Origin of the sequence: Ningiella algicola (assembly GCF_028401415.2) — a bacterium.
Lineage (GTDB): Bacteria > Pseudomonadota > Gammaproteobacteria > Enterobacterales > Alteromonadaceae > Glaciecola.
In genome coordinates, this window is record NZ_CP171821.2 from 3102921 (window position 1) to 3127874 (window position 24954).

At 47.3% G+C, this 24954-nt stretch carries 7 protein-coding genes; 5 read left to right on the forward strand and 2 right to left on the reverse strand.

The features are described 5' to 3' along the window. The first annotated feature begins 162 nt into the window (after positions 1 to 162). Entirely contained in the window at positions 163 to 13572 is a 13410-nt protein-coding gene (locus PN836_RS13535; protein ID WP_395339116.1) for a tandem-95 repeat protein, read from the forward strand. Beyond that, the gene (locus PN836_RS13540; protein WP_395339118.1) at positions 13550 to 14401 is read left to right on the forward strand and encodes a porin family protein; all 852 of its coding nucleotides are present in this window, start codon (positions 13550 to 13552) and stop codon (positions 14399 to 14401) included. Before PN836_RS13535 ends, PN836_RS13540 begins: the two co-directional genes overlap by 23 nt. 24 nt (positions 14402 to 14425) lie before the next feature. On the opposite strand, the gene PN836_RS13545 is transcribed toward PN836_RS13540, so the two are convergent. Together PN836_RS13545 and PN836_RS13550 are read right to left on the reverse strand one after the other, a co-directional pair. Next, on the reverse strand, positions 14426 to 15772 hold the full coding sequence (locus tag PN836_RS13545; RefSeq protein WP_395339120.1) for a mechanosensitive ion channel family protein: 1347 nt from the start codon (positions 15770 to 15772) through the stop codon (positions 14426 to 14428). Positions 15773 to 15844: 72 nt separating this feature from the next. Further along, positions 15845 to 17977, reverse strand: a complete 2133-nt coding sequence (locus PN836_RS13550) for an alpha-galactosidase (protein ID WP_395339122.1) — start codon at positions 17975 to 17977, stop codon at positions 15845 to 15847. Positions 17978 to 18143: 166 nt separating this feature from the next. Between PN836_RS13550 and PN836_RS13555 the strand changes: the two genes are divergently transcribed. The 3 genes from PN836_RS13555 (at position 18144) to PN836_RS13565 (ending at position 24940) form a co-directional block, all read left to right on the forward strand. Next, positions 18144 to 20120 (forward strand): beta-galactosidase, encoded by a 1977-nt coding sequence (locus PN836_RS13555; RefSeq protein ID WP_395339124.1) that lies wholly within the window; start codon positions 18144 to 18146, stop codon positions 20118 to 20120. Positions 20121 to 20564: 444 nt separating this feature from the next. Beyond that, positions 20565 to 23366 carry a TonB-dependent receptor gene (locus tag PN836_RS13560; protein WP_395339126.1) on the forward strand — a complete coding sequence of 934 codons (2802 nt, stop codon included), beginning with the start codon at positions 20565 to 20567 and terminating at the stop codon, positions 23364 to 23366. A 44-nt stretch (positions 23367 to 23410) separates the two neighbouring features. Then, positions 23411 to 24940, forward strand: a complete 1530-nt coding sequence (locus PN836_RS13565; protein ID WP_395339128.1) for a tryptophan halogenase family protein — start codon at positions 23411 to 23413, stop codon at positions 24938 to 24940. The last annotated feature ends 14 nt before the right edge of the window (positions 24941 to 24954 follow it).

Below are 24954 nucleotides of genomic sequence, written 5' to 3' on the forward strand. Positions count from 1 at the left end.
ACGTCAAGTCATCTAGAAATTGACGCTAAATAATGTTTCAACACACGGCATTTCTATGCTTGCTTGTTGGATTCGTCACTTTTAGTACTTCCGTTTTTACTCGCTTCAGTGTTGTCAGTTTAGCTGACACTCAATGTTATTTAATGCGTTTAAGGTGCGATTATGGATGCTCGTCTGCAGGCTGGTCTTTTAGGGTTGGCGATTGTTGTCAGTTCAGGTTTAGGTGCAAATTCCGCACACGCTACTACCCCGCTTATCGATAACCAGCTTCCTGAGGCAGGATTAGCTGGTGAACAAGTTTGTTTTGGTGCGAGCTTCTCACATACCGGAGACCCAGGTTTCGGTCCTTATCTACAAGTGGTTACCGACTCAGATTTAAGCCTTAGCAGTGCAAGCTTGTTTGGAAACGGACTGACGGTTACCACTGTCGGTATTTTTCCAAGCACTGCGCCGTTCGAATTGACTGACCCATTTTCAAATGAAATCGTCACCGGCATCGCTGGTCAAACGTTAAGTTTAGTCACCAAATCGGTGGGCTCGGTTGTAGAGGGTGGGCCAGAGTTAACCGCTGAGTTATGCGCCACTATCAATTCGGGTGCTGAAATTGGTACACCTTTAAACTTATCTATTGCTCCGGCCTATCGCTTTGGTGATACGTCTATCGGTGCTAACGGCCCTGTTATTGGAGTTGCCGTCAATAAAACGATTACGCCTGAGCTGTATGAGTACACATTTACTGCCAGCTCACCCGAGCAAGAAATCGCGCCTACTGCAGCGGGCGGCGTGCCATTTGTGCACACGATAAATGTAGCTGATGGCAGCACAATTTCGAATCTTAATGTGTCTCAAGTGCTCAATAGCGAAATGATAGCGCAGACTGTGCCTGTCATCACCGGAGGAACTGGCTGTGTCATAAGTACAGCGCCTGCGGTCGGCATAAACGGGGGTAATTTAGAGGTCGATTGCGCAAGTGTGACCGGTAGCGCAAGTACAGAGGATATATTAATAAGTTATCAGGCGATTGTTGATGATGTATTGAATACAGCCAGCTGTGCGGCTTTGCCAATTATTCATACCGGCGAGAGTGATGCACAGTTCCCGCCAGGAGCTCCGCTTAGCACGCTGAGTAACAATGCCTCATTTAGTGCAAAACACATCACCTTACAACAAAGTTTATCAGATTCCTCGTTGATTCCTGGGCTGTCTTATACCGTTACCAACAGCATTCAGGTGAGTGATTATGCTGACCCCACTGCAGCAGGAATGATCATTACCGATACACTAAGCGATGGTTTGAGTTTCGATGCAGTCGGGTCACTTAGCGTCAACGGGGGCGCTAGCGTGAGCTATTCTCCGGTAATCACCACAAATGGCGATGGTACACAGTCGGTAGTTTATAATTTGAACGATGCTGGTTTGAACATTGCGCCTGGCAATTCGGTCGTAATTAGCTATACCGTCATCGCAGAACAGACTTTTAGGCAAAGCTCGGCACCGGTGCTAGCGAACGATACACTTAATATCAGCAGCGCGCTTGCTTATGGTCTTGAAGGAGGCGCTAGTGCGTGTGCAGAAGATTCATCATCCTCTGCAACCGTAACGCCCATCGGTATTGAAAAATCGATAGTGGGTGGTTTAAGCGATTTTGATCCAGGTGAGGGCATCAGTTTTCGTTTGCGGGTAAATATTCCCTCGGGCGATATTCCCGCTTTTTCTGTGACAGACTATTTACCGCTTGCCGTTTTTTCTGCCTCAGATATCAGCACGACATTCGGTGACAACATTACTTTTAGCCCTGCCGATACCTTGGGACAAGCACCCACAATCACCATTGATGCAGCAACCAATGCCGTTATTTTAAGCTTACCTGCACAAACCGATATTGCAGGTGAGGTAATTGAATATGATCTAGCAACAGCCATCAGCACTGACCCCTATGCAGACGGCCTTTTCCTTACCAATATAATACAATCAAACTCCGCTAATACTAATGGTGAACCGTCTGTTTTATTTGCCCCTGTTTCTTTTAGCGCCAAAGCACCAGTGCTTGAGGGCGTTCTGACGCAAACTCTACCCACTGTGAGAGATGCAGGTGATACCGTAGATTACATCCTAGAGCTAACGAATATAGGCAGTGCAAGCGCCTTTGATATTATGGTGGATGTGCCTGCTTCTGCTGGTTTAGAGACGGCTACACTAATTAGTGTGACCATTGATGGCATGGTTGCCTCAACATCTGGAAGTCTTGCGAGCGGAGATTTTACTATCACCGGTCCAGTTGCTCCTGCACAGGTGGTTGAATTGAACTTCTCAAGAGTGATTTCCGACGATGTTGTTCCCCTTCAATCGATTACGTCCAGCGCCACAACGTCATGGGCCAATGCTATTGCCGCAGCGCCATTTCCTGATATTGTCACTGAGCAAACATTCAACATTGATAATTTAAGCATTACCACTACCGTCGATTCAGTATCTCCCGAAGGTTCGATGGGTAACGTTGTGGTAGGAGATGTGGTTACCTATCAAACCGAAGTGAGACTGCCAGAGAGTGAAATTGACGACTTCAATATTGATTTGGTATTACCGGCAGGATTTACCTTTGTTAATGGAAGTGCGAGTGTGGATAGCGCAGGTTTTGTTGGCACCGTAGATGCCTCTCCCACTGCTTCAACGCCCGTTATAGTGGGTGGTCAACAAAGCTTAGATATTGCATTCAGCGGCACTACCGCAACGACCTCAGATAATACCACGACCAATAACAGCTTTACCTTAACCTTTGATGCGCTTGTGGCAGACGACTCAGCGAATGTGGCAATTAGTGCATTGCAAAACAAAGAATTGTCCTCAAGCGCCGATTTTACTGGCCGAACCGGCGCGACAGTATTGTCCAATGCAACAAGCTCGTTTGCGGAACATAATTTGAATGTAAGCACCGTAGCGACTAATTCCGATGGCGAGACGGGCGGTTTTGAAGCAGGCGATGAAGTCACGGTTGAAGTGACCATTACCAACAACGGCACAGCACCCGCTTATGATGTCATTTTCGACAGTGTGGTAAATGGCGATTTATTTGATCTAGGCACCGTGACTGAAGACACTACACCCCCTTCATTTACCTTCAGCTATAGTAGCCCAACCGTCTCGTACACCGCGAGTAACGTGACCCTGAATCCTGGCGACGATATTGTATTTAGTTATACCGCCGTTGTAAGAGACGACGTCCGAAGCGGCTCTAACTTTACCGTAACAAGCAGTGCCACGGGTTCAAGCTTGAACGGCATGCCTGCGGTAGAGCGAGAGAATACACAATCTGATGATGCGATTTTGAATACTCAAACCCCCACAATTGGCAACTTACAGGTGATTAACACCAGCGAAGCATGGTCGGATAACGCGCGTCGTGACATATTTGCCATTGGTGAGCTTGTAACCTATCAGTTTGAGGCAACCTTGCCAGAAGGCCTTACTAGTGAAAATTCAAGTAAAAGTCTGCTTTCCGTTGTATTGCCGCGCAGCTATGAATATCAAACAGGCTCTGCACTGATCCGCGGAGACTTTGACACCACACTCAATAGCGCCAACGAAGGTGATTTGAACGCGACTGATACTGCCATTACCCCAAGTTTATCTGGGCAGCGCCTTAATTTTAATTTGGGTGATATCACCAACGAAGACGACGATGCAGATGAAGAAAAAATCTTCATCACCTTCGACGTGCTGGTGCTCAACAATCGAAACAACAATCGGGGCAATCGTAAGAATGTAAGTGCTGAAATAGCGTTTATTAATCAAGCCTCGGTGCCACAGTCAAACACTACACGCGCAACATCGTTTATCGGTGAGCCTCGCCTTGAGTTGGCATACTCAGTCGCACCCACCACTGTAAGGGGTAGCTCGAATGTCATTTTCGAAACCGTGTTTAGCAATCGTTCAAGTGGTTTAACGCTTCGTGCTTGGGAATTTGAACTTGAACAAACGCTTCCCGCTGAGCTCACTCCTGCCGCGCTTCCATTATTATCGGCAGTGCTCTCGCGCGGCAGCACAGATGTAACAGCCTGTGCTTCATTAGCAGGACAAGTCGTCACCCTCGATTCCAGCTGTTTGGCGGCAAACGATGCCTATCTGGGGTCTGGCGAAAGTATTACTGTACAGCTAGAAGCAGTCGTTGACCCGTTTATTCGCTTTGGCCAAAGCGCCAGCACCAGCGCGAGTGTTAAAGCAAGCAGTTTGCCTGGTTTGCGCGGTACGTCTGATGCGGCTCCGGGTGCGCCAAACAGCGATAATGGTGAGCGAACCGGCGATAGGGTCGTCAACACATCTAATCAGTCGGTTAACGATTTATTTGTCATAAAAACCGCGTCAGTTATTGCAGAAACGCCAAGCATTGAGCTAAGTTTGAGCGATAGTAGCTTACAAGTAGGCGAAGTGCTAACCGTCACCCAGCAAATCGCATTGCCAGTGGGTACAACAGACGATTTCATCGCCACGCTCGACTTACCAGATGGGCTCCTTTACGACAATAATGCCATTCGCATCACCACCCCCAGTAGCGATTTCAGCAACAGCCTTACACCCAATCTAACGCCAGGCTCTGGTAGCGACCCAATCAATCTGGATTTTGGCTCGGTAGTGAATTCAGCTGGCGATAGTCAGATTGTGACGGTAGAAATTGACCTTATTGTCGATAACGTGCTGGGCAATCAAAACGGCGAGATTTTGCCTATTGGGGCGAGTTTAGATTATGCTGATATCTTAAGTGATGTACCGAGTGACAATGCAGATGTGCAAGTCATTGAAGCGAATCTAGAGCTTAGCCAAACTATCATAGAGGGTGCAACAGACGCAGATGCTGGCGATGTTGTGACTTATCGAACGGTCATTTCCAATACATCAGCACAAGCGACCGCTTACAATGTAAGCTTTGCCGATGTTTTCGATGCACAGCTTTTGGGCGCGCCCGACGGCACTGGATCGGGTGTATCATTTATTGATATTAATGTTGATAACCCTGGTAATGAGGTATTATTGACAGCTTCAGGTAGCGCTGTGGCAGTGAGCGACTTTGGCCAAGCGACCACAAGCACTGCCGATGACACTTTCGAACTAGACGGCACAATGATAATGCCTCCTAATTCAAGTATTACGCTTGAATATTCCGTTGCAATATCCAATACCGCAACGGCAGGTGCGACATTGACGAATGCATCTGCACTGGCCTACACCAGTGATGAAGCAAGCTCAGGTCGAGATGGCAGTGACAGCGGTAGCGACGACGACAGCGATACACAACTGAATAATTACAACGAAACGACCTCCAGCTCACTCACCCTTGCAAACAACCTTGCCATTCAGTCACAGCTAAATGATATACACGCAGATAATGACTTTGTGCCCGGCGAGTCTATCTTCATAGACATTCGATTGGATGTCAGTGAAGGGCAGGAGCCAAATACAATTATTACCAATGCCTTGCCAGTAGGCCTTGAGTTTATCGCAGCAACGGTGAATGCCGGTTCAAATATCAGCTATACGGGTGATGTAAGCGGTATAGTGGATGGAAGCAACAATGTGACCTTCGATTTTGGCACTTTGACCAACGTTGCTGACAATGACCCAAGTGATGACTTCTTAGTGCTTACCCTTGAGGCGCGCGTTTTAGACATACCAAGTAACAGCGCAGGCACCACGCTTACCAATTTTGCAAGTGCAACAGGCGCGGGTACCAGTGTTGGACCCGCCGCAGTGCCTGTAGATATTGTTGAACCAAGCGTGACGGCCACTATCTCAAGCGCCAAGGACGTGATTACTTTAGGTGATACCACCAGTTTCACTGTTGATATCCGTGCCACAGATTTAGCGGCTGACGCCTTTGATACCGAGTTTGAGATTGTTATCCCTAATGGTTTTACTTATCAGCCAGGCAGCCTCACCGGTCCGGGTATTATTGATGATAGTGATCCCACTCGACTCGTGGTGGATGTTGGCACGCTAAACGCCGCAGATGGCTCACTCTCATTTATTTTCGATGCTCAGCTAAACAACGATGCTGCCATTGGGACAGATTTTGAATTTGAGATTGATAACGGCATGCATAGTTCGCAAGCCGGAGATGCTGATGAAGAAAGATCGTATGAATTTGTAAGCACACACACCGTGCGTTCAGACGATGCTAGTTTTATTGATGCAAGCCAAAGCTTGAGCATCGTGACTGACAACAACGGTAACGGTATTGCAGACCCAGGTGATGAGCTTGGAAAGTCGGTCCTAATTACTAACAATGGCCCGCGAGTGGATGGTGTAAGCTTTGACGAGGCAATACCTGATAATACCACTTATGTAGCAAGTTCGCTCAATACTACTAAAGGTACAGTAGACGACAGCACGAGTGCCAATGTTGATATTGGAGAGCTAGCCAGTGGTGAGCAAGTAACCATTAACTTTACCATTGAGGTGAACGCAGGCACGCCGGTAGGCACATTGATTCAAGCTCAAGGTGTGGTAAATTCTGACTCCACCATACCAGAGCTGACGGATGCCGATGGCAATGATGCCAATGGTGATCAAGCTAACGAAATACGCGTCGGCGATAGCAGTGCACTTACCCCTGCGTTGAATGTCTCTCAAAGCATAAGTTTGCTTAGCGATATCAACAGTGACATGGCAGTAAGTGAAACCGATATACTGGAATTTAGCTACACTCTTAGCAATGTTGGCAATATGGACTTGACCAATATTGACCTTATAGATTTATTACCGAGCGGACTTAGCTATGTGCCAAGCTCAATCAGCATTGGCGGGCCAGCGGACGCTGGCGACTCAGCCCTTGTTACAGGTGCTGACATTGAAGCGACTATTGCAAGCCTTGCTGCAAATGAAAGCGTGACGATCACTTTGCAGGCAAGTATCGATAGTCCATTGGTTAATTTAGACGGTATTGCTGACACCGAAACATTTAGTGCGCAAGCTAGTGTGGTGAGCGATCAAACACCTGCGCTGCTGTCTGATAGTAACGGCAACTTAGCCGATGGCGCGCAAGCCGCGACCATTACAGCCGTGGCGACAGGCGTAACGCCTGAGCCTGACGTTGTGGTGTCTCAATCCTACGTACTGGTCAATGACATTGATGGAGATGGTTTGGTCGACCCAGGCGACACCGTGCAGTTAGTGACAACAATCATTAACAACGGTGCTGCCAATGCAGATGCTGTGACGGCAGGACAAAGCATACCTAGCAACACTACCTTAGTGCCTGGCTCTGAACAGACTAGCCGAGGTGTCACAACTGACCCTGGTGCGGGCTTGTTCAACGCCAATATTGGTTCGATTGCGCCAGGCGAAACCGTAATTACCAGCTTCGATGTGGTGGTAGACGCCTTAAGTGCAGATACGGTGCTTAGTTCTCAGCAAATTGTTAGCGCGAGTAATTTTGCTGATACGGCATCCGACGCAAATGCAGATTTAAGCGACGGCGCTACACCAACGCTCATTAATGTTTTTGTAGGCGATGCGCCCGAATATATGGTCTCTACTAGCCTCACTAATACTTCAGACAGCACTACAGCAGGCAATGAGTTTGTCCAAGGTGAAGGTTTGACCCTTGAACTAGATGCGACCTTCCCACAAGGGCTCACCCGCGATGGGCGACTCAGCTTTACGCTGCCGTCAGGAATGAGCTACGAAAGCGGCACCGCCCAAATCAAACGTCGATTTGATTCTGGTATTAGCGCGGGCGACAACCCGGGTAACGTCAATACCGCCGTAGATGACGTTTTTGTCACTGTGCCCGTCGTTGTCTCTGGGAGCACTGTGAGTATTGATTTAGGCAATGTGATAAGTACGGATAGCGACGCAGATCTTGCGGGCTTCGTACTTGCCATGGGAGTCGACACTAGCGCTCTGATCCCTAGCGCGTTAACACAAAGCTTCGCGATACAGAGCGCCCTAGCTTACAACGATGATGCGCTTATCGCGCGAAGCGCACCCAGTAATAACGTAGACATGGTATTGCTTAATCGTCTCCCAACAGCCTCGCCCGATAGCTTGAGCGTGGATGAGGACAGCGGTGCATCTGTTATTACGCCGATAACAAATGACAATGACCCCGACTCAGGGCAAATGTTAATGCTTGTTTCGGCAGGTCCGGCAAGTGCAGGTGGAACGCTTAACGTTAACACCATGACTGGCGCGATTGAGTATACGCCAGCGGACGATTTTTCTGGTACTGAGACAATCGCATATACGGTGACAGACGGTGCTGGAGGACAGTCCAGCTCCATTATTACCGTGACTGTAAATCCACTGCCGGATGCGCCTGTCGCAAATCCTGATGCAGCAACTACTGCCGAAGAGACGCCAGTGACCATTGATGTTCTAGGGAATGATACCGACGCCGATGGGGACGCGCTGACCGTTACGCTTGCTACTAGTCCCGACGGCACAGTGACAGTCAATCCAGATGGAAGTATCACTTTTACGCCAGAACCCGAGTTTAGTGGCACGGCAACGATTGTTTATGAAATTTCTGATGGTAATGGAGGTACGGCTACGAGCAATGCTGTCGTGACCGTAGCGCCAGTAAACGATGATCCAATCGGAACGGGGCAGTCTCTCACTACGCCGGAAGACACGCCTATTTCGTTTAATCCCCTAATTGGCGCAAGTGATCCAGACGGTGATGCACTTAGGGTGACTAATGTTAGCGCCTCTAGTGGCACGGTAACGCTTAATCCTGATGGCACGATTAGCTTTATTCCGGCGCCGGACTTTACCGGAAGTGTGACGATTACTTACGACATTGACGATGGCAATGGTGGTGTGGTGTCGGTAACGAGCACAGTTGATGTTACTCCTGTAAATGATGCGCCGGTGGCAAATGCGGATTCCGCTGCGACACCAGAAGATACGCCTGTGACGGTGGATGTATTATCAAACGACACTGACGCTGATGGCGATGAACTTAGTATTGCAAGCGCTACCTCGCCAAACGGCACGGTAGCTATTCTACCAAGTGGTGAAATCGTGTTTACACCCAACCCCGACTTCAATGGTACAGCGCTCATTACCTATACCCTTGAAGATGAAACAGGCTTAGTGGATACGGGCACACTGACCATTGATGTGACTGATGTGAATGATCCGCCATTAGTGCCAGGTCAAATACTTCCAGGCCGAGAAGATACTCCTGTTATCTTCGACCCACTCAAAGATGCAAGCGATGCCGACGGTGATGATTTAACTATCACTGACTTGGCCGTAAGCAGCGGTACTGTCGTTGAAAATGCAGATGGCACAATCACGTTTACGCCAGACCCTGACTTTAACGGGCCTGTCACAGTCACATATAACGTCGATGACGGTAATGGTGGCGTCACACCTGTAACGGTTGAAATCAATGTCGAGCCAGAAATCGACCCACCGGTGGCCAATCCTGATGTGGCAAGCACGCCTGAAGACACTCCAATTACCATTGATGCTATTGCAAACGATACAGACCCGGATGGGGATGTAATAGACATAACGAGTGCAGTGAGTGCGCAAGGTGACGTAAGTATCGATGCTGCAGGCAATGTGCTATTTACGCCCAATGAAGATTTTACAGGCGAGGCCCTTATCAATTACACCTTAACTGACGCGACGGGCGAAGTGACTACAGGCACAATTACGGTTGATGTTACACCGGTCAACGATCCCCCCGTAGCGAGCGACCAAACTTTGGTGGCTTTGGAAGATACTCCTTTGAGAATTGACCCTCTGCTAACAGCAACTGATATTGACGGCGATACACTTACGGTAACGGATCTAGTGGTATCCAGCGGCACCATAAGTCTCAATGCAGATGGCACCGTCACCTTTACCCCTGACCCTGATTTTAATGGTCCGGTCACCTTGACCTACAATGTTGATGATGGAAACGGCGGTGTGGTGCCAGTTACGGTGTTTATTAATGTGCAAGAAGTCGTCGACGCGCCGGTAGCGAATCCTGATACTGCTAGCACTAACGAAGATGAAGCAGTCACTATTGATGTATTAAGCAACGATACCGATGTTGACAGCACTGAGCTATCGATTACGACTGCGACTTCTGCAGATGGTGACGTTGTCATTACCGATGACGGAGAGCTTATCTTTACGCCATCACCTGATTTTAACGGCACCGCGACGATTGAATACACGGTGACCGACGAAACAGGACAGTCCAGCAGCACAACTGTGACAGTGGATGTTTTACCGGTGAATGACCCGCCGCTAGCTGATGATATCAATGTCTCAATGGATGAAGATACCGTGCTGAATATCGACGTGTTAGCCAGTGCAAGTGACCCAGATGGCGATAGCTTGAGCATCTCGGATATTTCGTCGGATATTGGAGAGGTCAGCATTGGTCCAGACGGCAGTATTTTCTTCATGCCACCTGCCAATTACAATGGCCCGGCAACGATCACCTACACCGTCGATGACGGCAATGGTGGATTAACAACAGTGACGGTGAATATAGATGTACTGCCAGTGAACGACGAGCCAGTACTGCCGCCCATTGCGGCGTCTGTGCCGGTAGATGAATCATCGACCATTGATATTACTAGTTTGATTGAAGATAGTGATTCCGACAGCTTCACTATTGCCAGTGCAACCGTTGCTGTTGGCGATGTCGTGATCAATCCTGACGGCACGATTAGCTATACGCCACCACCAGGATTTATCGGCCTTGTCACGGGTGAAGTATGCGTTGAAGATGATATGGGTGCCCTAGTGTGTGCCGAGCTTAATATCACGGTATTTGATACCAACACCGCCCCCATTGCCATGGACCAAGCCGTGGTGACGCTAGAAGATACCAGTGTGATGTTTGTGGCCGATGTTAGTGATGCCGAAGGTCAGCCACTAAGCTTTACATTGCTCAGTATGCCAGATGGCACACTGCTTGGCACTGGACCTGACTTTACCTTCATTCCAAATGATAACTTTAGCGGCGTGACCAGCTTTACCTATCAGGTCAACGATGGAGAGGCGGACTCAAATGTTGCGACGGTGACGATTACCGTGCAAGCTGTAAATGATGCACCCATAGCGAACGATGATTTTGTTGAAATGAGCGCAGATCAAAGCACCATCAATATCAATGTACTAGCGAACGACGAAGACCCAGACGGCGATATGCTAAGCATTGTAGATGCAAATGCGGTTAGCGGAACGGTGGAAATCGTCGATGGAGAGCTTGTATACACGCCAATTCCTGGTTTTGTGGGCAACGACGTGATTGAGTACACCATTGAAGATGAAAATGGTGAACAAGCAACCGCAAGAGTGCTGGTTACGGTTGGCGGTGATGGCAGTGGCTTAAACCCGGTGCTCACTGTGCCTGAGGATATTACAATTGATGCTACAGGCTTGTTCACCCCAGTAGAACTTGGAGTGGCAAGCGCAATTGACCAGTTTGGCAATCCACTGCCCGTGTCAATCATTGATGGACTCATTTTGTATCCTCCGGGGGTTAACACCGTATTCTATGTGGCCGAAGATAGCGAAGGCCGCCGAACGGTGGCCACACAAACCGTAAATGTGAATCCACTGGTATCGATTCAAAACGATCAAAGCGTGATTGAGGGTTCATCGGTGCGCGTATCGGTGCATCTCAACGGACCATCACCCACGTATCCGCTTGTTGTGCCCTTTAGCATCAGTGGCAGTGCAGGATCGGCAGATCACGACTTAATAAGTGGTCAAGTGGTGTTTGACAACACCACGGAGGCTTTCATTGAGTTCAAAACCTTCGAGGATGGCTTTATAGAAGATATCGAAGAAGTCATTATTACCCTTTCTGACAGCGTGAATATCGGTGAAAACTTCGAACATGTAGTGAGTATTGTTGAAACCAATGTGAATCCTGTGATTACGCTCTTTGCTAGTCAAGACGGCGAGGTTCGCAATGTGGTAGTGGCCGATGGTGGCCTAGTCACTATCGACAGTCTTATTGAGCATCCAGACCTTGATAATCAATATAGCTTTGAATGGGCCAATACTGAGCTTGCGCTTGATGATGTGGATGATAGCGATGAAACCTATACATTTGACCCGTCCACTGCACCTCCAGGTGTATACGAATTCACCGTGACAATCACTGACATTGACGATCCAAGCTTCACTGCAAGCACTGTGGTGTACTTACAGATTGTGGCTGATTTACCAGACTTAGGTTCGGATGATACCGACATGGATGGCATTGCTGACGATGAAGAAGGTTTTAACGACAGTGATGGCGACGGTATCTTTGATTGGCAGGACGGTACAGCGGAATGTAACGTATTGCAGCAAGAAGTGGACTCGCGTGATAGGTTCTTGATTGAGGGCGAGCCGGGTGTATGCATGCGCATTGGCCAGTTTGCCTTTGGCACAGCCAGCGGCGGTGCGCTTATTTATCAGAGCGAGATTGCAAACATTGGGACCTTGCGCGCTGATACGCTGGCAGGCAATGTGGGGGGAATCAACGACTTTATCGCTTATGGCATGCCTGCAGCAGATGATCGTTTATTGCTTACTTTGCCTCAGCGCAGACCGATTCCGCAAGCGGCAGTGTATCGTCATTACAATATTGAAGATGGTTGGGCCTTCTTCGATGAAACTGGCGACAATGGCTTGTTCTCAGCGCCAGGTGAGCCGGGCTTCTGTCCACCTCCTGGCTCCGGCGAGTATGAACCAGGTCTGGTTGCTGGCTATTATTGTGTGCAGTTAGAAATTGTTGATGGCGGCGCGAATGACAGCGACGATGTTGCCAACGCTTCGGTGCTCAATACCGGCTTTGTCGGTGTGGTTGATGCAGGTGAATTACCAGATGCTATAGATGATTCGGCAACTACCTTTGTTGAGCAAGAAGTGATCATTGATGCACTGGCAAACGATATTGACCCCGCCGCAGGCGGCTTAATTATCACTTCGGTTGATGCCTTCTTTGGTAATGTCAGCATTATTGCTGGCGAACAAGGTGACGAAATACGATACGTGCCGACACCTGGTTTTAGCGGCGTGGATGAAATTCGTTACGGTATTGTCGATAGCAATGGCTTGACCGATGTTGCCGTGATTACCGTTATGGTCAACGGTAATTTACCGCCTATCGCGGTAGATGATATTGTCAGCGTGCGCACAAGCGGCACCGTGAGCATTGACGTGCTTGACAATGATAGCGACCCAGAGGGTGGTCTGCTAACAGTGACGAGCGCTACTTCGTCTGACGGTTCGGTAAGCATTCAAGCTGATGGAAGCTTGAGCTTTACACCCAACAGCGGTGCTTTGGAAACGGCTTTGATTCAATATAGTATTGTGGATGACCAAGGTCTCATCGCCACTGCCGTGGTGCGCATTACTATCGAAGTGGAAACCGTAAGAATTGAGAATAAATCGAGCGGTGGAGGCTCACTGGGTATCTATGCTTTGATATTACTCTTGCTTGCGGCGCTATTGCGTCGCTATGCACAGGATGCACGCCGCGCACTTTCGCGAAGGTCTGCATTTCACGCTACACCTAACGCTTACCAAAATAGGGGCTTAAGCCATGAAGCAAATCACTCGAACTAAACTGTTGTCGACTTTTACGTTCAAAAGTGGCGGCTTGTCAGCAATCTTTGCGCTTGGACTGGCTTCAATGCCAGTACAGGCTGCTTCTCCCTTGATAGCCGCGCAATCAAGCAGCGCTCAAGCTGCTCAGCAAACCCAGATGAAGCGAGACGAAAAGCAGTTTTATGTTAATAAATCCAAATGCTCCGACTTAGACGAGAATCGGCGTAGTAATCAAAGTAAGCAGGATGACGACTGCGCCTTTGAATATTTTTACGTCAGCGGTTTTATCGGGGCTGGCTTTGGCGAAAATGAAATTGATGTACAAAGCGCCGCGAATGATATTGGCTTTGATGTATTTGATATTGAAGAGGATTACGATGGCCTGGCGCTGAAACTTTTGGTGGGCGCCTCATTCACAGAGAACTTAAGCTTTGAGCTGGGCTATACCCGACTAGCTGATGCAGAAGTTGCCTTTTCAACAAACACCACAGACCCCGACCTCTTTTTTGATTTAGCAAGAAGCGTAAGGCCGACTTCAGTCGATGGCTTTACTGGTGCATTGGTGTACAGTTTTGTGACTGACGATGAATGGTATTTATACGGGCGTGTTGGACTTTTCCAGTGGGAAGGTGAATATGATTCATTTGATGTATTTGGCGAACGTCAGCTTGAGAGTTTACCATCCACAGACGGTACCGATATTTTCTTTGGCATCGGCGCAACATATCGCATCAATAACCACTTGGAAGCTAACGTCGAGTGGGAACGATACCGCTTTGATGATGCAGACGAAGATGTACTTTGGTTAGGTTTGACCTATCACTTTGATGATGCGATGAACGAATAAAGCGAGTGTATCTTTGTTCGTTATTTATCCCTTTTTAATACGAATACCGGCGGTGTTTGCAGAGCTTTCATCGTCATTTAGAATGCGCACTTCACGCTGAGGGAAGGGGATCTGGATCCCGTGCTCTTTTAAGGTTTCAAAAATGGTAAGCAGTAAGTCACCCCCTACACGGTTTTTGCCATCATCTATGCCTTCCATCCAAAACTCTACGAACATATTCACGCCTGAGTCTCCAAAGCTATCGATTTCGCAGTCGGGACGTTCTTCAAAGGGAATCTCAGGTCCATTAATGACTTGTGGATGCTGGCCAACCGCTTCCTTTATCAGCTCTACCATGGCTCGTATGTCGGTCGCATAAGCAACAGAGAAATCGACGCGATATCGTTGCTTCGGATCCTTATGCGTCCAGTTAGTGAGCAATCCTGAAATAAATTTTTCGTTGGGAACCAGTATATCTTTACCGTCATAGGTTTCTAGTACTGCATAGCGCATTCTAAATTCACGTACAAAACCGCTTTGGCCATCCTCAAGCTCAACAAAATCTCCTACGGTGAGTGATTTATCGAGCAAAATAATGATGCCCGAAACAAAGTTAGATGCGATGCTTTGCAAACCAAAGCCAATCCCCACTCCCAATGCACCGCTAAATACCGCTAGGGTGGTTAAATTAATGCCCATGACGTTGAGCAGTAATAAAATAATTATACAGAAGAGTGTGACTTCAAATAGTTTTGCGAATACCTCACGAGTGGGCACATCCAGGGACTCTTGACGCTTAATTACCGCCTTGCCAAAGCTGTTTGATGCTCTGCCCAACCAAAATAAAAATCCGCCAAATATTAGCACTCTGACAATACCATAAGCGGATATTTCAATATTCCCGATGTTAATCGCTACCGACTCTAAAGCCTCAATGATAGCCGGTAACAAATCGACCAGTTTCAAAAATACGATAGGTAAACCCACCCATCTAAAAGCAGAGGCAGCCATCCTGTTAACAACAAAGGCTTTAATCAGCGCATTGAAAAATAGCAGCACAGCAATCGCGTACGCCGTCTTAATTACCCATGGGGAATACGGTAAATATTGAGAGAATTCAGCAGAAAACAGCAATAGAACAAGCGCAATGAGCGGAAACAGTATTTCACCCACTCGATATGCAAAACTGACAATGGGATGGGTAGATTCACTTGGCATCATCCCCGTAATTCGGTTGCTGTTGCGTAACTTGTGGGCGATATAAAAGGAAAGCAAATAAATGACTGCAACGGCCACCAGTTGCAAATACGTATGAGGATTTAACAGCTCTTGCTGCATCATGCTAAATGTGGCGTACATTTGTTCGGAAAATTGCGGTAAGTCGAAGTCCATAAGTAAGGGTTTTCTACACCTAAGTGCAAGATAAGGTCAGTGTAAGCCTAAAGAATCGAATTTAGCAAACGCTCATTCGCTATTTACCGAAAATACTAAGGAAGTCTGTGGAAAGATAATCGGCAGCTGCATTCCCATCTGCATAAGCGCTTCTCCTGTAAAACACTCCCCATTTATAAAGCTTAGTATCGATGGTGAATACTCATATAGCTGAGTGGGCCATATCAACTTGAGGCGGTAGGTCTTACGTGCATCTAGCCCAACGAATCTATACTTTTTCGGCTGCGTACGCTTGGTCTCAGTAATACTGTTGTAGCTAAAAAGTCCTTCGGCTTTGTCTTGGCTGACAATACCAAAGCTAATACTTATATCGTCATTATTGATTCTAAAGTAGTCGCCGCTGTGTATAAGATGGCGTTTTTCTTTATACAAAGCGATGCCTTGTTGCAGCGTTTTCATTTCGTGCCCGCTGAGCTCTCTCGGATCCATTTCCATGCCCATATGGCCAAACATGGCAACGGCGATTCGCGTTTCAATCTTGATATGTCTACCGGTGATATGACAGTCGCGAGGACCCACATGTGAGCCCATTAAATTGCTGGGCAAAAAGAAAGAGTAGCCGCGCTGAATACTTAAACGGTCAAGCGCATCATTTGAATCTGAGGTCCACACTCTATCAGTATGTTGCAGAATGCCAAAGTCGATGCGCGCGCCGCCTGAAGAACAGCTTTCAATTTCAACATTAGGATGCGCACGTTTAATTCGCGCGATTAAGGCGTAGACTTGCTGGGTTTGCTTGTGAACCGCACTCACCCCAAACTTATCGCCACTGTGATTGATGTCACGATTCATATCCCACTTGATATAGCTAATATCAGGATAAGTATTTAGCACGGTGGCGATTTGCTCATACAGATATTCTTGTACTTCTTTGCGAGTGAGATCAAGCACTAGCTGGTGGCGAAAGTTAAGTTGCTCGTTTCCTTGTGTTGAAAGCACCCAGTCAGGGTGAGCGCGATAGAGTTCGCTATCAGGGTTAACCATTTCGGGCTCAAACCAGATCCCAAACTGCATGCCTTTGCTAACCACATGTTGTATTAGCGGGCCTAAGCCATCTGGATATACGCTATTATCGACTTGCCAATCGCCCAAGCCTGCTTTGTCGTGTCTACGTCCGTTAAACCAACCGTCGTCAAGCACAAAACGCTCGGCACCCGCCAGCGCTGCTTTGTCAGCTAAGGTTTTCAAGGCGTCTACGTCATGATTGAAGTAAATGCCCTCCCAAGTGTTGTAATGCACTGGACGCGGTTTTGAATGAAAGCGGCTATCCAACAAATGTTGACGCACAAATTGATGAAATTGCTGTGACAGGGGTGTTAGTCCAGAGGAAGAATAACTGACGTAAAGCGTGGGGCTCGCATAGCGTTCGTTTAGGCTCAGTTTTACTTCACCGCTGCCTAACAATTCTCCCATTTGTACATAGGTACGCTGCTCTGGCAGCAGTTCAACCCGCGTGCGATGATTGCCGCTCCACCCAAGGTGAAATCCGTAGCACTCACCATGGTATTCATGAGTATGTTCGTCATGAACAATGACCCCCGGGAAATTATCATGCGAGGTTTTACCTTTGCGATTTTCTCGCACGTAGGCACCTAGGAATAAGTCGAGTGTTCGTGTTTGAAACTCGTGTGACCAGCGTCCCTCAAAAGCCATTATTCTATTTATATGATCGGGTAAGGCAATGGTGGGTGCAGCTAAATCAACTACTGTTACCAAGCGGCTGTTTAGATTTGTGATTATGCTTGAACAAGCTAGAACTTGGCTCTCATAATCCAGCTCAAGTTGATGCCGGATTTGAATATGTCGGTGAGCATCTATGGATGTAAAAACGACGCTTTGTTGAGAGCTTTGTTCCACCTCAATGAGTTTCGGGCTCACTGACCAAGCAATATCACCATCGTCTATTGTGATACCTGGGTGGCCAGTAAAGCCATCTCCTAAACAAGGGCTTAAGGAGATAGGTGGCTCATGCACTACTGCGCACTTTGCCTCTTGACGCGTACTTAAGTGGGCCAGCATATGTAGGCTCGTTGTATTGCTAAGCGCTTGTCCGTAGTAAATAATTTCTGGTGTGGCACTTTTACAGCGGATGATAATGGTGCAGTTTCTGGCGTTGAGCTGCACAAATTCTGGATAATTTGCCATGCTTGGCTTCCTTAATACGCTTGCTTTGGATCTTACAACTTATCGGCAAGTTGGTTTTATCATATAAATACGCTAAATTAAGCGGCATCTAAAGAACTTTCAACTTTTTAGCGTATATTCACTTGGCATACTTTGCCAACGGTATTCGTTATCTTTCAAGGAGAACATGATGCTAGGTGTGTGCTATTACCCGGAACATTGGCCAGAATCAATGTGGCAGCAAGATGCAAAGGAAATGCAAAGTTTAGGATTGAAGTACGTCCGCCTAGCTGAATTTGCCTGGTCTAAGATTGAACCGGTTGAGGGGGACTATCATTGGGAGTGGCTCGATAAAGCCATAGATGTGCTGAGCGCTTGCGAGTTGAGCGTTATTTTGTGCACGCCAACTGCTACGCCACCTAAATGGCTTATCGATAAATATCCAAGTATATTGCCGGTGGATATCAACACTGGAACAACGCGCGGTTTTGGGTCACGCAGACACTATGACTTTTCAAGTCCTGACTACCACCGCGAATCAATGCGCATCACCCGTGAAATTGCCAAGCGCTATGCCAATCATCCGGCTGTCGTTGGTTGGCAAACCGACAATGAACTGGCTTGTCATGACACTGCGCACAGTGGATCAGAACACGCTAAAGCTGCATTCCAAAAGTGGTTGAAGAAACGCTACGAAAGTATTGATGCACTTAATCGCGCGTGGGGCACGGTATTCTGGTCGATGGAATATCAGAATTTTGAGCAAATAGAGCTGCCTATTCTGGCGGTGACTGAAACCCATCCATCCCATCAGCTTGCCTACCGCCGATTTAGCTCTGATCAAGTTATTCGCTATCATAACGACATGATCACCGTGCTCCGAGAATGTTGTCCGAATCAATTTGTGACGCATAATTTTATCCCTATGGTCGATACGCAAACTGACAATTTCGCACTTGCAAAAGCGCTAGATTTTGTCAGTTATGACAACTACCCACTGGGAAGAACCGATCTATTTTTCGCCGATGCAGATGCAGAAGACTTTAAACGCTATATGCGCACCGGACATCCTGATTTTTCTAGTTGCTCGTTTGATCATATACGGGGAATAAGCAAGGCTCCTTTTTGGATCATGGAGCAGCAGCCCGGGCCAGTAAACTGGGGGCATCATAATCCACGACCCTTGCCGGGTATGGTGCGCTTTTGGTCATGGGAAGCGGTAGCACACGGTGCGCAAACCGTATGTTATTTTAGATGGCGACAGGCGGCGTTTGCACAGGAGCAGATGCATGCAGGAATAAAACGCGTTGATAACTCAAAATCGCCCGCATGGTATGAGGCTGAACGTTTCAATGACGAGCTCTTACAAAGCGGTATGGACTTGCAAGCACCGGTTGAATCAGAAGTTGCCATTGTCATGAGTACCGAAAATCAATGGGTGTGTGAAATCGAGCGCCAAGGTGATAGTTACAATCAGCAGCGCGTTGAATTTGAATACTACAGCGCGCTTCGTCAACTTGGGCTCAACGTTGATTTTATTGCAGCTGATTCAGATTTTAGCGGGTATAAATTGGTAGTGATGCCAACGCTTCCCATTGTACCTGATGGTTTCGTTCAACGAGCAAAAGCGAGTGATGCGCATTTTGTATTTGGCCCCCGTAGCGGCTCAAAAACAGAAGAGCTGACGCTTGCGCCTAACTTAGCGCCTGGCGTGTTACAAGCGCTCATAGCGGTAAAGATCTTAAGTGTTGAGACCTTGCGCGCAGATTGCGATGAACCACTGATGCTGCTACATCAAAACAACCAAGGCAAGCAATTTAGCTCAGTATGCTGGCGTGAAGAGCTTGAGGTAGCCAGTGATGTAAATGTGCTTGCAAAGTACGAAGACGGCTCGGCAGCGGCGGCAAGTAATGAAAAGGCTAGTTATATTGCAAGCTTGAGTGATGTCGCTTTTCTCAAAACATTATTTGCGGATCTTTCTCGTAAACTCGGTTTACAAACGCTTGAGCTACCTAAGGACGTGCGTCTCTCTAAACGCGGCCAGTTCAGTATATTGTTTAATTACTCTGGAACTAAACAGACCATTTTGGAACTCTCGAAGGCTCAATTCGTATTGGGTAGTCACGAGCTCAACCCCCATGATATAGCGATATTTACATCATGATTTTCCGAATTCGGGCATAAAAGGAGACCTAAACTTTGTGTTTGTCGTTTATTTATATTATAAATAGTACTAGTGCTGATTGCTTGATAGTGCTGCAAAGTGTGCCCCTTATATCTGCATTGCTTTCTTGTTCATTCAGCGCGCACTAATTTTTAAGCCAATGTTTTTAATCAATAAAATTTAATATTAAAGCCATTGGCTATAACAGTTACTCATAATTTGTTGGATGTTTTTTCTTGCAGCTACTGTATAGTTGTTTAATTTTTACACTATACTGGATGTTAACAACTTGTTGACATGACATATAAATACTACTTAGCATGGCAGGAAGATGAGTTAATTGCTTACAGCTTAGCTAGTGAAAGATTGATTTATTCGAAAAACGTCTAACAAAACACAACATAGCAAGTACACACTAACCTTTCAGGACAATGGGAGCTTCTAATGAAAAGAAGTTATCTTGGGACAGCAATCAAAGCTGCCTTACTTATACCAACCGCTGCACTTATTGCTTCTCCAAGCCTTGCTCAACAGGCCAGCGATGAAGAAACCTTTGAAGTCATTGAAGTACGCGGCCTCGTTAGTAGCCTTAAACGCTCTTTTGCAGATAAAAAAGAGGCATTGGTCGTTTCAGATGGCATCTCGGCAGAAGACTTAGGGAAGTTCCCGGATCAAAATGTCGCTGAATCGTTGCAACGGATTACAGGTGTTTCAATTGACCGAAATGCGGGGGAAGGGCAGTTAGTTTCCGTTCGAGGCTTTGGCCCCCAGTTTAACCTGGTAACGGTAAACGGGCGACAAATTGCCTCTGAGCGAGCGGGGCGAGAATTCAGTTTTGATACGCTAGCCGCAGAGCTGATTTCCGGTGCAAATATTTATAAATCTTCTATCGCTGAAAATCAAAGTGGTGGTATTGGCTCGGTAATCAATCTACAAACCGCTAAACCACTGGATTTGGATGGCTTCAAAGCCGTCGGAAGCGTTCAAGGTACCTACGACACCCTATCTGAAGAATATACGCCAGAGTTTTCTGGACTTGTGAGCAATACCTTCTTAGATAACCGCTTAGGCGTGCTGGCTTCACTATCGGTACAAGAGCGTGATGCACAAGTAAACCAAGCGGATACTCGAGGTTTCTATCGGGTTGATCGCATTGCGACAAATGATTTCAATGCAGAGACAGGTGCAGGCAAGGAAGCATTCAATGTCTATGTGCCTCGAAACCTAGATTTAACCTCAAACCAAGAAGAGCGAAAACGAACTAGCGGTACCTTGGTTGTACAGTATGCTGCAACTGATGAGTTAACTCTGGCATTTGATGGTTTGTATTCAAAATTTGAAGTGGACTCACAAGTCAGTAACTATGCCAACTGGTTTACGCCAGGTAATTTTAGAGATTTTCAAGTCGACCAGGCGACTGAAACGGTCGTTTTTTGGGATCATAACTCCGCGATTGATCCAAATGGCGGCGGTGCCGGCGCAACCGACTTCGTGCAACAAGGGCTTGATCGAAACGTAGAAATTCAAGCTTTTGGTTTCAACGCTGACTGGGATTTGTCTGACGCTTTCAATGCAAATATCGATATTTCGACGTCCACGGCAGAAGACTTAAGCGGTGACCAAAGTCGCGTATTTACTGTTATGGGTTATCCAAATGGGTATACGTATGACTTCACTGGCGGTGGTGAACTCCCAAGGTTTAGCAGTGATGGCATTTCTGGACCATTTACCGCTGCTGACGCGGGTCTACTGCGCTCTCACTATGTAGAGAGAGGCGGTGATGAGCGCGAAGATGAAATCACCGAAATGCGGGCGGATTTTACCTACACGCCTGACAGTGATACCTTCACTCGACTCAAATTTGGACTGTATTCACAAGATCGGACAAAGTCAGCGCGTATCTTCCAGTCCCCCCAATTCCCTAATTGTTTCTACTGCGGGTATGGTTCGGATGTGCCAGATGAGCTAGCGACGCTTATCACGCCTAACGATTGGTTCGAAGGCATTCCCAGTTCATTTTTTGGCTATGATGTGGATGCGTATCTCGCGTTTTTAGAGAGTCCAGAAGCGATTGCCGCTCAAACTGCGGTGCGTAACGCATTTGGTGCAGGCGAAACGGCTGAGGGCAATATTGCCGCATTTGCAGCGCTTAATGGCTATACGCCCGTAGAGCTTGGCACTAGCTTTGTGATTGATGAAGAAATCATTGCTGCATATGCCGACTTTGTGTTCCAAGGCGATTTAGGAGATGTACCGTGGACGGTAAATGTCGGCTTCCGCTATAGCGAAACAACCTCAACCGCGTCAGGTTTGCAGGATACTCTGATTGATATTCAGGATAATCCAACGGACGGCACTATTTTAGATCAAGTGTACATCGAGGATGCCAGCGGCCAACGCGTCTTATCGCCGATTTCGATTGAAAACACTTATACCAATCTTTTGCCTAGCTTAAACGCTAAGTTTGAAATCCAAGAAGACATGCTGTTGCGTTTCGCCTATTCCGAGACCTTGACTCGCCCAACTATGTCGAGCATGAGACCGGTAACCAATATCGGCACCACGCGGCCTGATATTCTCTTAGCAAGTGGTGGTAACCCAAATTTAGATCCCTTTGTATCGACTAACTGGGACGTGTCTTACGAGTGGTATTACGGCGACGCGAGCGCCGTTTCAATTGGACTTTTCAGCAAAGAAGTGGACGGATTTATCACTAATATCACTGCTGAAGAGGAGTTTTCACTGCAAAGCGGCGTATTTGTATTTGATGTTAACCGTCCAAGAAATGGCGAAACGGCTAATGTTGACGGGTTAGAACTTGCATGGACGCACACGCACGAAAGTGGGTTTGGTGTGCAGATCAATGCGACTATTGTGAATAGCGATGCTGAAATAGATACCGGTTCTACTGCTCAAACCTTCGCCCTTGAAGGACTGGGTGATTCACAAAACTTTATACTGTTTTATGAAAATCATGGCTTCCAAGCGCGGTTGGCGTATAACAACCGTGAGGCCTTCTTGCAAACCCTAAGCAACGGAGACACAGGTGAGCCTGAGTTTGTAGATACCTATGGTCAATGGGATGTCAGTGCAAGCTATGATATCAATGAGCACTTAGGTGTATACTTTGAAGGCATTAATCTTACAGACGAGTATACAGACAAATATGGCCGTATTCGTAGCCACTTCACTGAGCAAGTTCGTACAGGTTCCCGCTACGCTATTGGTTTGCGCGGTTCATTCTAATCTAGGGGCCGTGTGCCCCTTAATTCTTGACGTGGAGAGAAAGCGTGTCGCAAGTTACACGTGATGTGGTAATCGTTGGCGGCGGCACTGCCGGTTGGTTAGTAGCCGCATTGTTGGCTAAAAAGCACAGCCCTTCCATTAGCGTGACCTTGGTTGAGTCACCCGATATACCTACTGTTGGCGTAGGTGAAGGCACTTGGCCGTCCATGCGCACCACCTTACAAAAAATCGGCATTTCAGAGAGTGAGTTTATTGCCACATGTTCGGCGACCTTTAAGCAAGCAAGCCGTTTTGTGAATTGGACGCATAAAGAGAACGAAGAGTATTACCATCCTTTTACCCAACCAATTGGCTACGGCAAGCTAGACATGGCAGCGTATTGGCACGACATGCAGTCTCAGCAGCCAACTTTTTGCGATGCAGTGAGCTTTCAATCTGTACTGTGTAAAGAAGGAATTGCGCCTAAAAGTATCGCCAATAAAGAATACGAAACGGTAGCCAACTATGGTTATCATTTAGATGCGGGAAAATTCTCGGAGCTTTTGAAAAAACACAGCGTTAGCCAGCTGGGCGTGCGCCACATCCTCGCAAATGTAAAGTCCGTTGAGCAAGATTCGCTAGGCAATATTGCTTCGGTCTGCACCGATAGCCAAGGCAAAATAGAAGGGCAGTTTTTTGTTGATTGTAGTGGCTTTAGAGCCTTACTACTGGGCGAGACCTTGAAGGTGCCGTTTGTCAGCAAACAAGATGTGCTGCTTTCAGATACCGCACTTGCGATACAGGTCCCCTATGATAGTCCAGATGACCCCATTGCCTGTCAGACCATTTCAACGGCACAAGAAGCGGGTTGGATTTGGGATATTGGCTTGCAGCATCGCCGAGGGGTTGGATACGTATACTCAAGTCAGTTTTGTGATGAGCAGCGCGCAAACGAGACCTTGCGTCGTTATGTTGGGGCAAAAGCAAACGACCTGCCTATCCGTAAGATCCAATTTAAATCTGGTCATCGAGAAATATTTTGGAAAAATAACTGCGTTGCGGTTGGACTAGCCTCTGGATTTTTAGAGCCCTTGGAGGCATCTGCATTGATGTTGGTTGAAACATCCGCGAACTTTATCAGCGACCAACTGCCCTTAAACAGTCATGAAATGGCTCCCCTGGCTAAAAGATTTAATCAGGTGTTTCATGCCAAATGGCGCGGCGTGATTGACTTTTTAAAGTTGCATTACGTGTTAAGTCAACGAGATGAGCCCTTTTGGCAGGCAAACCAAGACCCAGATAGCATTCCAGCGTCTTTAAAAGAGCGCTTGGCATTGTGGCAGTATCGCACGCCGAGCGAGTATGACTTTATGCAAGATTATGAGGCTTTTACAGCCGCGAGCTACCAATATGTGCTTTACGGAGCAGGCTTTAAAACCGACACTTCATTGCTCTCTCATTTATACGAAGATAAAACGCGAGTAGAGCAACTTTTGAAAATGAAACAGCAACAAATGCAGCAACTGGCCTATCGCTTGCCTCGACACCGTGACTTGATTAAGCAAGTTGCCGAGCGCGGTTTTGCAAAAGTATAAGGCCTGTCAAACCG